This window comes from Thiomonas arsenitoxydans (assembly GCF_000253115.1).
In the GTDB taxonomy this organism is placed as follows: domain Bacteria; phylum Pseudomonadota; class Gammaproteobacteria; order Burkholderiales; family Burkholderiaceae_C; genus Thiomonas; species Thiomonas arsenitoxydans.
This window is the reverse complement of record NC_014145.1, coordinates 3,396,606-3,412,393: the sequence shown is the minus strand read 5'-3', so window position 1 is coordinate 3,412,393 and position 15,788 is coordinate 3,396,606. Positions and strand designations below refer to the sequence as shown.

13 protein-coding genes are annotated in these 15,788 nt (G+C 65.6%); 7 read left to right on the top strand and 6 right to left on the bottom strand.

Going from position 1 to position 15,788, the window contains the following annotated elements; all coding sequences use genetic code 11:
* Positions 1–24 precede the first annotated feature (24 nt).
* From THI_RS16165 to THI_RS16145, 5 genes are read left to right on the top strand one after another with little or no spacing between them, the layout of a single operon-like run.
* On the top strand, positions 25–909 hold the full coding sequence (locus THI_RS16165; RefSeq protein WP_231836241.1) for a formate dehydrogenase accessory sulfurtransferase FdhD: 885 nt from the start codon (positions 25–27) through the stop codon (positions 907–909).
* Entirely contained in the window at positions 906–1,499 is a 594-nt protein-coding gene (locus THI_RS16160) for a DUF3305 domain-containing protein (RefSeq protein WP_013107340.1), read from the top strand. The genes THI_RS16165 and THI_RS16160 overlap by 4 nt, the downstream gene beginning before the upstream one ends.
* A complete protein-coding gene (locus THI_RS16155; protein WP_013107339.1) occupies positions 1,496–2,095 on the top strand; it encodes a DUF3306 domain-containing protein in 600 nt (199 codons plus the stop codon). The genes THI_RS16160 and THI_RS16155 overlap by 4 nt, the downstream gene beginning before the upstream one ends.
* Positions 2,092–4,302 carry a 4Fe-4S dicluster domain-containing protein gene (locus tag THI_RS16150; RefSeq protein ID WP_013107338.1) on the top strand — a complete coding sequence of 737 codons (2,211 nt, stop codon included), beginning with the start codon at positions 2,092–2,094 and terminating at the stop codon, positions 4,300–4,302. The genes THI_RS16155 and THI_RS16150 overlap by 4 nt, the downstream gene beginning before the upstream one ends.
* Positions 4,303–4,307: 5 nt before the next feature.
* Positions 4,308–4,949: a TorD/DmsD family molecular chaperone gene (locus THI_RS16145; RefSeq protein ID WP_013107337.1), complete on the top strand. Its 642-nt coding sequence runs from the start codon at positions 4,308–4,310 to the stop codon at positions 4,947–4,949.
* A gap of 7 nt (positions 4,950–4,956) precedes the next feature.
* On the opposite strand, the gene THI_RS16140 is transcribed toward THI_RS16145, so the two are convergent.
* On the bottom strand, positions 4,957–6,096 hold the full coding sequence (locus THI_RS16140; protein WP_041609354.1) for a TDT family transporter: 1,140 nt from the start codon (positions 6,094–6,096) through the stop codon (positions 4,957–4,959).
* 159 nt (positions 6,097–6,255) lie between these two features.
* Between THI_RS16140 and THI_RS16135 the strand changes: the two genes are divergently transcribed.
* Positions 6,256–7,131, top strand: coding sequence for a hypothetical protein (locus THI_RS16135; protein WP_013107335.1), 876 nt, complete (start codon positions 6,256–6,258; stop codon positions 7,129–7,131).
* Positions 7,132–7,165: 34 nt separating this feature from the next.
* Positions 7,166–7,549 (top strand): winged helix-turn-helix domain-containing protein, encoded by a 384-nt coding sequence (locus tag THI_RS16130; protein WP_013107334.1) that lies wholly within the window; start codon positions 7,166–7,168, stop codon positions 7,547–7,549.
* A gap of 16 nt (positions 7,550–7,565) precedes the next feature.
* Here the strand turns inward: THI_RS16130 and THI_RS16125 are convergent, their stop codons facing one another.
* The 5 genes from THI_RS16125 to metE all read right to left on the bottom strand — a co-directional run bounded on the left by THI_RS16125 (position 7,566) and on the right by metE (position 15,681).
* Positions 7,566–8,618, bottom strand: a complete 1,053-nt coding sequence (locus THI_RS16125) for an ABC transporter ATP-binding protein (RefSeq protein WP_013124378.1) — start codon at positions 8,616–8,618, stop codon at positions 7,566–7,568.
* A 39-nt stretch (positions 8,619–8,657) separates the two neighbouring features.
* Positions 8,658–9,488 carry an ABC transporter permease gene (locus THI_RS16120; RefSeq protein WP_013107332.1) on the bottom strand — a complete coding sequence of 277 codons (831 nt, stop codon included), beginning with the start codon at positions 9,486–9,488 and terminating at the stop codon, positions 8,658–8,660.
* A gap of 51 nt (positions 9,489–9,539) precedes the next feature.
* Positions 9,540–10,475 (bottom strand): extracellular solute-binding protein, encoded by a 936-nt coding sequence (locus THI_RS16115; RefSeq protein WP_013107331.1) that lies wholly within the window; start codon positions 10,473–10,475, stop codon positions 9,540–9,542.
* A 305-nt stretch (positions 10,476–10,780) separates the two neighbouring features.
* Complete coding sequence (locus THI_RS16110; RefSeq protein ID WP_013107329.1) at positions 10,781–13,144, bottom strand: DUF1631 family protein; 2,364 nt, start codon at positions 13,142–13,144, stop codon at positions 10,781–10,783.
* A 155-nt stretch (positions 13,145–13,299) separates the two neighbouring features.
* Positions 13,300–15,681, bottom strand: coding sequence for a 5-methyltetrahydropteroyltriglutamate--homocysteine S-methyltransferase (gene metE / locus THI_RS16105; protein WP_013107328.1), 2,382 nt, complete (start codon positions 15,679–15,681; stop codon positions 13,300–13,302).
* Between the last annotated feature and the right edge of the window lie 107 nt (positions 15,682–15,788).

Sequence of the window (15,788 nt, the reverse complement as noted above, 5' to 3'; positions counted from 1 at the left end):
CAACCGCCCGAGAAGAATGTATTGATGGCCCAATCTGAATTAGTGTCTTCGCAACACGTCACTGCGTCTGCATTGCCGCCTCGTGTTCCGCAACTCAGCCAGGCGCGAGAGGCCCTCACCCGAGGTGTGAGGGTACGCAACGAATTTGGGGAAACGCAGGACGTTCACATTCCAGCGGAGAGGCCGTTGACGCTGTATCTCGACAAGCAGGAGCTCGTCACCCTGATGACCGTGGGCGCGGCCCCCGAGTTGCTGGCGCTGGGTTATCTACGCAATCAGCGTCTGGTGCACTCGATCGCCGATATTGCCTCCGTGCAGATCGATTGGGAGGTGGAGGCCTGCTCCATCACCAGCCGCAGCGGCATTGCGGATTTGACGCAGCGCACCGCAGGTCGGCGCGTGGTCACCACGGGCTGCGGACAGGGCACGGTCTATGCCAGCCTGATGGACGAAGTGGACAACGCGGCGCTTGATGCTGAAACCCGGATCAGTCAAAGCGAGCTATATGCGCTGCTCAATGTCATGCGCCTGCATGATTCGCTCTACAAATTAGCCGGCTCGGTGCATGGCTGCGCCCTGTTCGAGGGCAGCCGCCTGCTGATGTTCACCGAGGATGTGGGCCGCCACAATGCAGTGGACGCAATCTCTGGCTGGATGTGGTTGCACGGCGTGGGCGGCCAGGGCAAAGTGTTTTACACCACAGGCCGATTGACCTCGGAAATGGTCATCAAATGTGCGTTGATGGGGGTGTCCATCCTGGTTTCTCGATCGGGCGTGACGCAAATGGGCTATGACATCGCCGAACGCCTGGGCATCGCCCTGTTCGCTCGCTGCACCAATCGCCGCTTTCTGCAATACACCGCGCCTGAGCGTTTTGTTGCTGAGCCGCTGGAGCGGTTATCGGCATGAGCGCACCGGTTTCCGCGCCTGCCGCATGGCCCATCGCCGTGCTCATGCAGCGCGACCAGCTCAACAATCGCTGGCAGCGCTGGCGCTGGGGTCTGCGCGATGTCCTGCCTGCGACGGCAGGCCGTGTGGCGCTGGAATCTGCGCCCATCTGTCTGGAGTGGAGCGGGGCGCAGTCGCAATGGTTGTATCCCGGCTTCAGCGTGCAACTGTTCCGGGACGAGGCGGAGGGCTATCACCTCAACCTCACCTCGCCGCAGCCCAGCTGGTTTGTCTGGTGGACGCCAGCGGCAGAGCCGGAATGCGACGATCCGCGCCATGCGCCCGAAGGCTTGCCCGTCATTCAGGCGGTGACTCTGTCCTACAACGAAGCGGCCCGCTGGATGGATGCCGGCGAAACCATCGAGATTGCACCGCTGCCGGCCGCGGTGGCCAACTGGCTGGCCGATTTTTCCTCGCTGCATTACAAGCCCGAACCACGCAAGCGCCGCCGTCCGCAAAGCTTTCTGGCCCCTGATGAACGCGATGTATCGTGCAGCAAGGCGCCAAGTCCTAGCGCCGACGGAGACGATCCACCGGTCTGTTGTCCATGAGTGAAGCCAGTTCTCCCGAAGACCGCGGTTTTCTATCGCGCTGGTCGCGGCGCAAATTGCAGGCCGGGACAGATTCCGTTCCCGCAGCGGCGCCCGCCTCCCCTGCGCCGGACAAGGGTGAGGAACTTGCCGCTGTTCCCGAACCTGTTCCTGCGCCTGCAAACGATCAGCCGCCACCGCCCACGCTGGACGAGCTGCAAGCGCTCGATCACACCGCCGATCTGACACGGTTCATCGCCAAAGGTGTGGACGAGGGCGTGCGCCGTGCCGCCCTGCGCAAGCTGTTCGCCGATCCGCAGTTCAACGTGATGGATGGGCTCGATACCTATATCGACGACTACAACACCCCCAGCCCGGTTCCGCCCAGCCTTCTGGCGCGCTTGAAACTGACTCCGAATCTGGGGCTCGACCTGGCAGACCCCGCCCTTGCAACGCCCGCAGCGCAGCGACCGGCTTCCGAGTGCCCCGGTTCGACTTCGGAAAACCGCACTCCGACCACCGCGAATGAGGCCGACACCACAGATCAGCCCGACTCGTCGCCCACTCCCGACATGCCCCAAGACGCCTCTCTGAACGCAGCACCTCCCACCCCATGAAAACTCTGGTCTGCAATTGCAATCACACCATGCCGCTGGACGGCCCGCAACTGACTGCCGCTTTGGGCCAGACCATCGAACCGCACAGCCAGCTGTGTCGCCGTGAGATCGTGCGCTTTCAGCGGGCCGCTCAGAGCACCGAGCCCTTGCTCGTCGCCTGCACGCAAGAGGCCAAGCTATTTGCCGCGCTGGCGGCGCAGACCGAGGGCGTGCCACCGCCCGATGTAAGGCCGATCCGGTTTGTCAACATCCGTGAAACCGCAGGCTGGAGTCGTGAGGCCAAGGCTGCCAGCCCGAAAATCGCCGCCCTGCTTGCTGCCGCGGCGTTGCCCGAGCCCGAACCCGTGCCGACTGCGAGCTATCACAGCGCGGGGCGTTGCCTGGTCATTGGCGATACCGAGTCTCTGGACATGGCGCGCAAGCTCCTTGCTGACGGCCTGGAACTCACCCTGCTCGACACCGGGCGTCCGGGTGGACGTGCTGCGCCCGCCGCATTGCCGCTGCAGCATGAACATCCGGTCCATGCCGGGCGCGTGCGCAGCGTACGCGGCTGGCTGGGGGCTTTCGAGGTGGATATCGAGAGCGCCAATCCGGTCGATCTCGATGTCTGCACCCGCTGCAATGCCTGCCTTGCCGCCTGCCCCGAGGGCGCGATCGGACTGGACTACCAGATCGACCTGCAACGCTGCACCGGGCATCGCGATTGTGTGCAGGCCTGCGGCGCCATCGGCGCCATCGACTTCAACCGCGGCCCGCGGGCGGACACGCTGCAAGTCGATCTGGTGCTCGATCTGCAGCCGCAGCCCAGCCTGTCGCTGCATCAGCCGCCGCAGGGCTATTACGTCCCGGGCTCCGACCCGCTGGCGCTAGTGCGCGCCGCGACTGAACTGCGCGATCTGAAGGGCAGCTTCGACAAGCCCCGGTTTTTTCAGTATGACGCCAAGCTCTGCGCGCACTCCCGTAACACCCTGCTGGGTTGCCACGCCTGTATCGACATCTGCTCCGCGCAGGCCGTGCACAGCCGCGCCCGCTTGCGACCTGACCAGACACCCCCCATCGCCGAGGCCGATTCCATCCTACCCACCGCCGCGCAAAAAAAGCCCTTCGTCGAGCAGATCGAGATCGACCCGCATCTATGCGTCGGCTGCGGCGCCTGCACCACGGTGTGTCCCACCGGGGCGCTCACCTATGCCTACCCGCGCGCACCGGAAATTGGCGCACGGCTGCGTACCCTGCTGCTCACCGCGCAGCGCGCCGGGCTGAAGCGGCCTGCGCTGCTGTTCCACAGCCAAGAGGCGGGTGCGGAACTCATCGGGCAGCTTGGTCGGCTCGCTGCGGCAGATCCCCGCGTTCGCGGCCTGCCCGCCCACGTTATTGCGGTGCCGCTGTGGCATATCGCCTCGGTGGGCATGGAGCTTTGGCTGTCCGCATTTTCCTGGGGCGCGGCAGAGATTCTGGTCTTGTCCGACAACACTGAAGCCCCGGCCTACCTCCATGCCCTCCAAGGCCAGATGCAGCTCACCGAAACCCTGCTGCACGGCATGGGTTATCGCGGGGCACGGCTGCGTCTGCTGCAGACTGCCGATGCGCGAGAACTCGATGCCTTGCTGGCGCCACCGCGACCAACAGGTGCGGTTCCCAGCATCCAGGCGCAGTTCGCCGCCCTACCGCAGAAGCGCGGCACGCTCGATCTCGCGCTCGACCATCTGATCCGCCATGCGCCCGCGCAAGAGGTGGCGTCGGGCGCGGCCGTCATCCCCCTGCCGCATGGCGCGGGTTCTCCCCTTGGCGCCATCCGGGTGGACGCCAGCCGCTGCACCCTGTGCCTGAGTTGTGTCGGCGCCTGTCCTGCGGGGGCTTTGGCCGACAACCCGCTGGCGCCGCAACTGCGATTCATCGAAAAGAACTGCGTGCAGTGCGGCTTGTGCGTCAAGACCTGCCCGGAAGACGCCATTCGTCTGGAGCCGCGTCTGCTTTGGGGGCCTCAGCGCAGCGCGCCACAGGTGCTCAACGAAGCCCAGCCCTGGCGCTGCGTGCGCTGCGGCAAGCCCTTCGGTACGGTGCAGGCCATCGAGCAAATGGTGGTCAAGCTCTCTGGTCATCCGGCCTTCGCGGGCGACGCAGCCAATCGGCTGAAAATGTGCAGCGACTGCCGGGTGATCGACATGCATACCCGCGCCGACACCACCATTCACGACCTGCCCTGATCGCCATGCTGCAACCTCTGTCGATGCAACACCCTGATGTGGAGCTGGCCGCGCCCGGCAGCGATGAAGACGCTGCCCGCGCCGATCTCTGGGGATTGCTTGCGCTGCTGTTCATCGCGCCGCCCTCGCAACCAGTGCTGTCGCAACTCGCGAGCATGTTGGCGGTCGAAAATGCTGACCAAAGCGCACTGCACTTGGCCTGGAGCAATTTGCTGAACACTGCCGCCGCGGTGACACCCGAAGATGTTCGGGATGAATTCGAAATCCTGTTCGGCGGCACGGGGCGGCCTGCGGTGTATGTCTATGGCTCGTTTTACCTGGCCGGCGCGCTGCACGAAAAACCGCTGGCCCGGCTGCGTGCGGATTTGCAGGACATCGGGCTGGCCCGCCGCATCGACTTGGGGGAAAGCGAAGACCACTTCGCCATCCTCGCCGAAACCATGCGCTATCTCATTGCGGGGGACGACCCTGCGGTGTGCAACCTGACGCGGCAGCGCGATCTGTTCCAGCGCCATATTCAACCCTGGGGCGCCCAGATGTGCGAGGCCATCGAGGGCGATCACGCGGCGCGGTTCTACCGTGCGGTGGCAGGCTTTACCCGCGAATTTCTCCAAGTGGAGCAGATGGCGTTCGATCTGCTGGATTGAGCTGGCTTTACGCTGTTTTTGCGGGCAGCTCCGGCTTGCAGCTCAGGCAAGGCGCCTGCACCAGGTGGCCGTGCCACAGACCGTGGGCGCTGCGCACCGCCACCACGGCCCAGGCCGCCACCAGCGCGACGATCAGCGTGGCGGCAAATGCGGTGAAGAAGGCCATGCCGGTGCGCAGTCCCAGAGTCAGGCTGGCGGCGGTATAAACGCCCACGGGGAAGGTGAACCCCCACCAGCCCAGGTTGAAGGGCAAACCGCGCCGGACCTGAATGGCCGTGAGCGCAATGGCCGTCACCAGCCACCACAGACCCAGGCCCCACAGAATCAGCGCGCCGATCACGCCCAGCGGCCCTGCCAGCGCGGCCACGGGCGCCATCACCGTGTCTGCGAAAGCCTGCGGCGCTGCGGCGCCAAGGGTGAGCAGCGCGAAAGCGCCCGTGCCGATCGGCCCCAGACTCAGCCAGGTCGAGACGCCGAGTTCTTTGGGCGGCAGTTTGTGCAGCGCCAGCCGCAGATACAGCACGGTGAGAATGCCCAGCGCAATCGGAACCGACATGCCCCACAAGGCATAACCCGAGACGATCAGCGCCTGCGCCTGCGCGGCGGGCAGATGCTGCGCCAGATAGCCCGCACTCGACGCCGCCACTTCGGCGGGCACGACCGGCAGCAGCCACACGCCCGTCATGCGCTCCAGGCTGTGATCCTGCGCGGTGAACTGATACCAGGGCACCAGCCAGCCGGTGAGTAGCGACAGGGCGGCATCGATCCACCACAGGTGGGTGGCCAACTCGGCGGCGGCGGGTTGCCCCGGATGAAACAGCACCAGGCCGTTGACCAGCGGGATGAGCGCCATGGGGATGGCGCCCAAAAACATCGACTGCACGGGATGGCGCAGTAGCGGCATCGCGTCCTGCGTGAAAAATAGCCAACGCGCTGCGAAAAGACCTATAAAGAGCGCGAAAATGGCGGCATCGGCGATGAACAGGCCATAAGCCAGGGCATGCAGGCCAGCGATGCGCGCCGGAAACTGCGCCAGCAGCAAAAAGGTGATGCCCGTGCCCATGTTCACCGTGAACCAGTTGGGCGTGAATTGGCGCACGAGTTCGATGGGGGAGGGCAGTCGGTTGAGCGGTTTCCAGGGTGACATGATGGGCAGCCAAACGGTAATCAATGAATGGCTTCATACTAGGCGGAACCCTAAAATAAATAAAACAAATAGTTTTTATCATTTAAACAATATTTTCCGGTAGATCGTTGTCGAGATGGCGGGTGTCAGCCAAAGCGCCGTATCGGGCGTTGGACTGCTATGAATACTTTCAACTCTTTGCGGCTCTCCGGCCTGCGGCCCTGGCGTTTGGGCGGTATCACTGCCTTGTTGTTAGTCTTGGCCGCCTGCTTTGCGCACCTGGCTGCGGCGCAGTCGGTCAAGGAGGCGGTCACTTTCTCGGCGCAATGGCAGGTGCATCTCCAACAGGATGGCAAGGGGTCCGACTCCCGCGGCGCGCAATGGCTGGTCTTGCTCGGCGGGCTGGGCGGACAGGAGGGCGTGGCCACCGCGCAAGACCAGGTGAGCTGGCCTGCGCAGGGCAACGGCGCCTACCGCATCGACAGCACCCTCACGCCGCGGGGTGGGCTTGCCGTGCTGCTGCGTCGGCTGCACTGGGTGCGCGGTGCAAGCGGAGAAGTGCGCGACGGCAAGCCCGAGCTGCTCTCGGCCAGCAATCAGCGGGGGGATAGCCCGGCCACGCTGATGCAGATCGAGCATGGGCGTATGCAAGTGACGACTGCCGGTCAGGCGGCGTCAGCGCCGGCGGAATCGACGACACCGACACAGCCCGCGCCGCCCGGGCTCACCGATCCGCTGACGCTGAGCTGGGGTTATCTGCAGCGCCCGCTGCCTACCCGCACCTTCACCGTGCCCTTGCTCATCAATGACAAGGTGCAGACCGCCCACATCACGCCGCAGCGCACCACGTTGAAATGGCAGGGCCAGGAGGTGGCGTGCACTCTGCTCGACGCTCACAGCGCGCAGAGCAGTGCCACCTTGCGCATCTGGCTGCGGCAAAGCGATGGCTTGCCGCTGCAGGTCGAACTCGGCATGGGCGACCGCTACGGGCTCGATGTGGTGCAGACTCTGGCAGCGGTACCGGATGGGCTGCCCGCTGCACGTGTTCAGCACTGAACCGTAGGCGCCGGCGAAGCGCTACGCTATATGCATGAACGAGAACGGCACAGCAGACGACAAAGCGCCCCTGCCACCCGCGGATACGGCGAGGGTGCGCTTGCAGATCAAACAAGGCACGGCGCTCGGGCCCGGCAAGGCCGCGCTGCTCGAAGCGCTGGAGCGCACTGGCTCGATTTCAGCCGCCGGGCGGGCGCTCGATATGAGTTATCGCCGCGCTTGGCTGCTGATTCACAGCGTCAATCAGGCTTACAAAGAACCGTTGGTCGAAGCCTCTAAGGGAGGCGCGGGCGGAGGCGGTGCGCAGCTCACCCCGTTGGGGCGCGAGGTGCTGTCGATCTACCGGCGCATGGAACGCAAGGCGCTCAGGGCCATCCAGCCCGACCTCGACGTGCTGCAAAAGCTGCTGCGCGAGTGAGGCTTCAGGAAGCGCTTCAGTGCGGCCAGCACATCAGATGCTCGGCGCGAAGATGCGCCACCACGGGCGCGCCCGCGCGCAGGCCGTGGTGGGCAATCAGCCGCAGCGGGGCGCGCAGCCACAGCCGGGCGTCGCCGCAGCGCATGGCCAGAGTCGCGCTCGCACCCTGAACCACCAGGTGCTCGATCTGACCTGAGACCGGGTTTTCCAGATCGGCGGACTGGCCCGGTTTGAGCGGGGGCAGACGCACCTCGTCGGGCGACACGGCCCAGTCCACCAAGCCGCCGATCTCGCTCGACGCCATCAAGGGCGCCCACAGCGGCAGCCCGCCTTCTTCCCACTGCAACAGCGTTAACCCGCGCTCAACCGCGTGGCGCAGCACGCGCGCGGTAAAGCGGTTGCGCACGCCCAGCAGCGCCGCAGCCGCCTGATTGGCCGGATGCGCGAACACCTCGGCAGGCGGCCCCTGCTGAATGACCTGCCGACCCGAGAGCAGCACCACCCAGTCCGACATGGCCGCCAGGCTGGCATCGTGCGTGGCGGCCAGCGCCGGCATGGAGAGCTGGTGCATGCGCGACACCAGCTCGGCCATGATGTCGTCGCGGGTGCTGGCATCGAGCGCCGAAGTGGGCTCGTCGAGCAGCAGCACCTGCGGCTGCCGCGCCAGCGCCCGGGCCAGCGCCACGCGCTGCTGCTGTCCGCCCGAAAGCTGGGCGGGGCGCAGCTCGGTCTGCTGCGCCAGCCCGACCGACTGCAATAACTTGACGGCCGCCTGCCGCTGAGAGCCCAGCGCCCCGCCCAGCGCATAGGCCACGTTCTCCCAGGCGCGCAAATGCGGAAACAGCGCATACCCCTGCGGAAGATAGCCCACGGGCCGACGCTGCGGCGGCAGGGCGCCGAAAGGCGGGCCCTGGCTGGGAATGAGCCCCGCCAGCGCCTTCAGCACCGTGGACTTGCCTTCGCCGCTGGAGCCGAGTAGAGCGGTGAAGCCGTGCACCTCGAAATCGACGTCGAGCGTGATCGGCTGGCGGATCTGGATATTGACGTGCAGGCTGGCGGGCGAGGGCATGATGTCCGGCAGGGGGTTCAGGCAAGGCTCAGGCAAGGTTCAGCCGCTGCGCGGCCCGCGCCGCGACAGCGCGCCGAGTAGCAGGGGCAGGGGCAGGCCGATGAGGAAGAACAGCCAGAGCAGCGGGTACACCGCGGGCAGGCCGGTGTCTTGCAGGTTGACCCACAGCTTCACCGGAATGCCCTGCGGGTAATACGCCACGATCAGCACAATGCCGAACTCACCCAATGCCCGCACCCAGGCCAGCGCCACCCCTGCGGCCAGACCCAGCCCCGAAAGCGGCACGGTAATGCGCCAGAAAGTGCGCCAGGGCGACTGCCCCAGAGTGAGCGAAATCTGCTCTAGCTCGCGCGGCACACCCTCAAACGCCGAGCGCGCGGCGACGATGAAATACGGCGCGCTGCCATACACCTGCGCCAGCAAAAAGGCCGAGGGCGTGTTGGTGAGACTGAGGCCGAGATGATTCAGCGGCTGGCCGATCCAGCTGTATGGCCCGTAACTCATCGACAGCAACAGGCCCATGGCCAGCGGCGGCGTGAGCAGCGGCAGCAGCACCAGCATCTCCATGATCCACTTGCCGCGAAAGTCGTGCCGCGCCAGCCACCAGGCCACCGGCGTGGCGAACATCACCACGAGGGCCACGGCGATCAGGCTGTAGCTCACCGACACCCAGAGCGAGCCCAGGTCGCCTTGCTGCAGATGCAGCGTCTGCCACGGCGTACTGATGAACAGCCCGGCGAAAGGCAGACTGAGAAACAGCAGCCCGGCCAGCCCGGCGCCCGCCACGATCCACGCGCGTCGCGCGGGCGCCTGCTTGGCGTGCGGCGCAAAGAACGGGGCTGCGGCGGTGTCCAGCGGGGTCAGGGTCATGCCGTCATTGTCGTCGCAGCCCGAAGCTCAGAGATCGAGGCAATGAGCCGTTCAATGAGCCGGATGGAGATCGCCGCCCTTGGGAGCGCTATAGCCGTATTGTTTGAACAAGGCCTGGCCCTCTGCGCTGGTCATCAACTTGACGAAAGCCGCGCCCGCCTTGGGATTGGGCGCGTTTTTCAGCACCGCGGCATAAAACACCAGCGGCTGGGTGGACAGGGTGTCGGTCTTGCCGTTGGGGAGCTTGATGTCGAAATGCACCTTGCTGTACCACTTTTCGATCATGCCGGGATCGCTGAGATTGATCTCTCCGGGCAGCTTGATGTAGGGCAGTTTGTGCGAAATCACCGCGCTCAAATAGCCCGAAGTGGCGTCGAGCTGGCCCGACTCTAGTCGCGAGAGCAGCGAGGGTTCGGTGAAAATTTGCTGCTCGTTTTCGACCTTGCCCAGAATTTTGTCGGCCAGTCCCGGCTGCTTGTAAAACTCTTGCGCCAGCAGCATGGTGAACACGATATTGCGGCCTTGCGGGTCGACGGCGGGGTCGGTACGGCCAAAGTGGATGCCGGGCTTTTGCAGCACTTCGTACCAGGGCATCTTCCCGGCGGCAGCGGCCTTGAAGTCGGCGGCGAACTTGCTCTTGTCGCTGTAGGCAATCACCATCTGCGTACTGGCCACCGGCACGGCGGTGTCGATCAGTCCGGCCTTTTGCAGCACCTCGATAGGGCCGGGGGTGATGGAGACGAACACATCGGGGTTGATCTGCTTGGCCGCGATCAGATGCGCCAGGCCGAACGCACCGGCGCCCTGACCCTGATACTGCACCTTGGCCTGCTTGGCGATGGCCGGGCCGAGCGCCTTATCCATCAAGGCGCCCATCGAGCCGGCATAGGCCACCGACAAAACCGGCTCGGCTGCCGAGGCGACCGTCATGCCGCCCAGGCCGATGGCGGTTGCGAGGGAGAGTTTCAACAGAATACGACGATGCATCAATGGCTCCTTGGTAGATATTCAAGAACAGCCGGATCGAGCGCAACTGTGCGCTCAACGCGATGTTTCGCGAAATATAACGAAGTGGACCGAAGTGCAGTGTTTTCAGGTGTAAACGCAGCGCGGCCGCGGACTCTCAAGAAAACGCAGGGCCGCCCCAAGTTTTCTTGACCACCTCGCAGCTTGCAAGCCGCTCGGATTCGGCTCCGTCCAAGCTGCCGCAGGGCAGCTTGGAGCCGCGGGTCTCATCCCCCGCGGGGGGCGGGTCGGCGTGCCGACCCTGTGGGCGCCCAGACCAGGCCGGTTCAGCCGGATTCGCCAGACTGTCGTTCGCGCAATTGCTCGGCCACGCCCTGCATGGCGCGATCCATCAGACCCTGCGCTTCCAGCGGCAGGATGAGGCCCTGCGCGGCCATGCGCTCCAGCGCGCGGCGGGTCATGGAATGCGCCCGGCCGCCCACCTTGCTGGAGAACATATAAAACAGCCCTTGCGGACTGCGCCAGGTCAGTTGCGCACGGGCGTTGCGTCCCTGAATCTGCAACTGCACCCAGGTGCCGATGTCAAGCGAGGCGATCAGCCCCGCCACTTCGGAGGGTGAGAGCAGCGCGGAGGGCGAGAGCAGCGCAGGCTCGCCTGGCGGCACGCTGGCCGGGCCTTGCTGCGAATCGGCCGCCTCCGCTGCGGTGGGTTGTGACTCGGCGGGCACGTCGCTGGCTTCGATCAGCCCGCTGGTGAGTTTTTCTTCGTTGCGCACCAGCGCTTCGGGCATGGTGGCGGCGGCCGCCGCATTGGTCTGCGGGTGCAGCAGCCGCGACCATTCGCGCTGCAGCAGCAGGGCGTCGTCGCGCGAGGTGGCCTGCTGCGCCTCGCCCTGACCGCGTATGGCCTGCGCCTGGGCGTCCATCAGCCAGGACATGAACTCCTGGCGTTTGTCGGTGGGCAAGGAAATCAGGTCGAGACCTTGGCCCAGCCGTTGCACCAGCGTAGGCAGCAGTTTGAGCAGCGCCTTGCGATCCGCGTCGGCGGTCTTGGGCTGCACGCTCCAGATCAGATCGCTGGCGGTTTGCTTGTAGGTCTGGGTGACCTCGGCGTCTTCCCCAAAGCGCAGCACGGATTCGGCCAACACCGTGGACCAATGCTCGAGCATGAACTCGCGCAACTGGGGATGGGTGTGCAGCCGGGCGAACACTTCGTGCAGATGCCGATACAGCGCGCCGTGCAGCAGGCTGCGGAACTCGGCGCGGCGCAGGGCATCGACCGCATCGGCCTGTTGCTGCTCCACCGCGGCGGCGCTCTCGGCGATATGGCGCTGCAGATCGGCGAGTTGTTGCTCGAACACCGTGGCGTCGTCTTCCTCGGCGTTGACCACGGCCTCGACCATGCGCGACAGAAACGGCAGGAAGCGCTGGGCCGCGGGCTCTTCCACGCTGGAAAAACCCGCGCTGTATTCGGCCACGCGGTTGAGCAGTTTGCGCGTCGGGTGATTGCGCGAGGAAAACAGGCTGGCGTCCCGCAGACCCAGACGCAGCACCGGGATTTGCAGCCGCGCCAACTGAGCTTTGACCGCAGGCAGCAGCTTGGGGTCGGCCAGGATGTGATCGAACAGCAGCGAGACCACGTCGATGGTGAGCCGCTCCAGCGGCCGGTTGGCGACCTCGTAGAGGCTTTGCCGATGCTGCTCGATGAGGTTCACCGTCGCGGCGGAGGCGGCGGGCTCGTCGCGCCAGTTCACCTCGCGCAGCCCCAGGCGGTCGGTCAGCAGCAGACGGTCGAGCGCATCGCGCAACTGCGGGTTGAGGCCATAGGCCTGACCGAACACCGAGGGGCCGAAGCCCGAAGCGGCTGTACCGGTCGGGCTGAAGCCGGAGGGCGCAAAGCCGCTTTGGCCACCGTCCGGCGCGCCCGAAGGCGCCGTGGCGAAACGCCCGGCGAGCAATTGCTGCAAGGCTTCCAGATGCAGCTCCGCGCCGGTTTGCGCGGCGTTGACCAGCGCCTGCTCGTCCACCGCTGTGGCGGCGGCGCTGCGTGCGGGCGCGCGGCGCTGCTGACGGTATTGCGCGGGCTCGACCTGCAGTTCAGCCAGACGTTTGTTGTAGAGCGAGTAAGTGTCTTTGAGTGCGGCCGACATGCCCTTGCCGAAAGCTCGCAGCAGCCCCAGGCGCTCTTCCGCGTCGAGATCGACCACGCCGAGCGCGTGGTGCAGCGATTTGCTGAACACCTCGGGCCGCAGCGGGTTGGTCTGCGGCGCGGCGTGTTCGCCCGCGCGCAGGCTGTCGAGCCGCGCGCCTAGATCGCGCACCTCCCACTGGGCTTCGGATTCGAGCATGTGCGTGAGGCGCGAGACTTCCACGCCTTCTTCGAGATCGGATTCATCGACCAGACTGAGCGCTTCGAGCTGCAGTTCTCGCGGCGTGACCGGCTTCTGGCCGAGAATTTCTTCGTCGAGCACTTGATGAAAGCGGTCGACGAAGGCCTGGATCAGTCGGCCTTCGTTCTGCCGCAGCGCGTGACTCATGTCGGAGAACTGCTGCCGATCCCGCCCGTTGCCTGCCGCTTCGGCCTGCTGTTCCAGCGCCTCGATGACCTGGCGCACGACCGAGCGCATCAACTCGTCCGAGCGGGCAATGGCGTCATCGATGCAGGACTGGAAAATTTCGGAAGGCAACATGGGCTGTCAGACGGTTTTGCCCTGCGAAAACGGGCATTTTTCACACTGTAAACCGAATTGTCATGCGCTTTCCTGCTTTTCTCCTTGACAGGGTTTCATCTGCCCGCTGTGCGTTGCAGCTTCACGCCAACTTCATAGCCTCGAGGTTATGCGCCTCAAGCGCAGTCGTGCGCGCAGCAGGTGCTGTGGGCGCTGACCGGAACTTCTGCGGCAACGGCAGGCGGCGGGGCGATGCGGCCGTGCGTCTGCAATTCATGGCGCAGATCGCGTGCCGCTTGAACCATGTGCCGCAGCGCCGCTTCGGTCTCCGGCCAGGCGCGGGTTTTGAGGCCGCAGTCCGGGTTGACCCAAAGTCGTTCGGGCGCGATGAGCTGCGCGGCGCGGCGCAGCAGTCGGGCCATGTCGGCCGCCGAAGGCACGCGGGGCGAATGAATGTCGTACACGCCGGGGCCGATATCGTTCGGGTAGGCGAAGGCGCCGAAGCCGTCGAGCAGTTCCATATTCGAGCGCGAGGTTTCGATGGTGATGACGTCGGCGTCCATGGCCGCGATGGACGGCAGAATGTCGTTGAACTCCGAGTAGCACATATGGGTGTGAATCTGCGTGTCATCGCGCGCCACGCCAGCCGACACGCCGAACGCTCGCACCGCCCAGCTCAGGTATTGCGGCCAGTTGTCGCGCTTGAGCGGCAGGCCCTCGCGGAAGGCGGGTTCGTCGATCTGGATGATGGCGATGCCCGCGTTCTGCAGATCACTCACCTCGTCGCGCACCGCCAGCGCGAGTTGCAGCGCCACCTGGTCGCGCGGGAGATCGTCGCGCACGAAGCTCCATTGCAACAGGGTGATCGGCCCGGTGAGCATGCCCTTGACCGGCCGCGGGGTGAGTGCCTGCGCGTGCCGCGCGGTATCCACCGTCATCGGCTCGGGCCGCCACACATCGCCCCAGATGATGGGCGGCTTGACGCAGCGCGAACCATAGCTCTGCACCCAGCCGCCCGCGCTGAAGGTGTAGCCCCAGAGCTGTTCGCCGAAAAATTCCACCATGTCGTTGCGTTCGGCCTCGCCATGCACCAGCACGTCCAGGTCGATGTCTTCCTGTTTGCGGATGACGGCGGCGATCTCTTCGCGCATTTTCTGCAGATAGTCGGTATGCCGCAGTTCGCCGCGGCGCCAGGCGGCGCGGGCAGCGCGAATTTCGGCGGTCTGCGGGAAGGAGCCGATGGTGGTCGTGGGCAGCGGCGGCAGGTTCAGTCGCGCGTGCTGCGCGGCGATGCGCTGGGCATAGGGCGCGCTACGCCGGGCGTCGGCCTCGCTGAGCGCCTCCACGCGGCGGCGCACTTGCGGCAGGGTCACGCGCGGACAATTGCGGCGCGACGCCAGCGCCTCGGCGTTGGCCCGCAGCGCGTCGCGCACGGCGTCTTCGCCCTGATCGAGCGCCGTGGCGAGCACACGCAGTTCCTCGAGCTTCTCTTCCGCAAAGGCCAGCCAGGGACGCACTTCGGGGTTGAGCCGCGCGCCCGCGCCGTGTTCTGCGGCCAGACTGACGGGCACATGCAGCAGCGAACAAGAAGGCGCGATCCACAGCCGCTCGCCCAGCGCGGCGTGCAGCGGCCGCAAGACGCGCAGCGCAGCGGCCAGGTCGCTGCGCCACACATTGCGACCGTCGATGATGCCCGCAGACAGCACCCACTGCGGCGGCAGCGCCTCGCGCCAGAGGTCGATCTGCTGCGGCGCGCGCACCAGATCGAAATGCACGCCATCGACCGGCAGACCCGCCAGCGTGGCCGGGGCGAAGCTGATCGACTCGAAGTAGGTGCTCAGCAGCAACTTGGGGCGCAGCGCCCCGGCCTGCGCGGGCAGCGCGGCGTAAAGCGTGGGCAGCAAGTCGCGCCAGGACGTGTCGAGATCGAGGGTGAGCGCGGGTTCGTCAAGCTGCACCCATTCCACCCCCAGTTCGGCCAGCCGGGCCAGCACCCGGGCGTAGGCGCGCGACAGCGCGGGCGCTAGGCTCAGGCGGTCGAAACCGGGCTGATGCGATTTGGAGAGCCACAGAAAAGTCAGCGGCCCGATCAGCACCGGTTTGGGCGCATGTCCGGCCTCTTGCGCTTCGCGCACGCGGTCGAACAGCGCATCAAAACCGCCGTCAAACGTCGACGCAGAGTCGAGTTCGGGGACGAGGTAGTGATAGTTGGTGTCGAACCACTTGGTCATCTCCATCGCAGGCTGCGCCGCATTGCCGCGGGCCAGCGCGAAGTACTGCTCCAGACCGAGTGTGCGGGCATCGAAGCCGAAGCGCGCGGGCAGTGCGCCGAGCAGCGCGGCGGTATCGAGCAGGTGGTCGTACAGGGCGAAGTCGCCGACCGCGGCAAAGCGCAATCCGGCATCTCGTTGCTTGGCCCAGTTCGCGGCTCGCAGTTGCGCCGCGGTGGCCTGCAGCTCAGAAGCCGAACTCTTGCCCTGCCAGAAATTTTCGAGGGCGAACTTCAGTTCGCGTTGCGGGCCGATGCGTGGGTAGCCCAGGATGTGCGTGGTGGTCATGCCGTTACTCCAAGATGAATTGAATGCAGGCGACAGTTTGCGCATCGGGCTAAATTGAATCAAGCGACGAATTTTTAGGTTATGCTGAATTTCATTCAGCTTGTGAC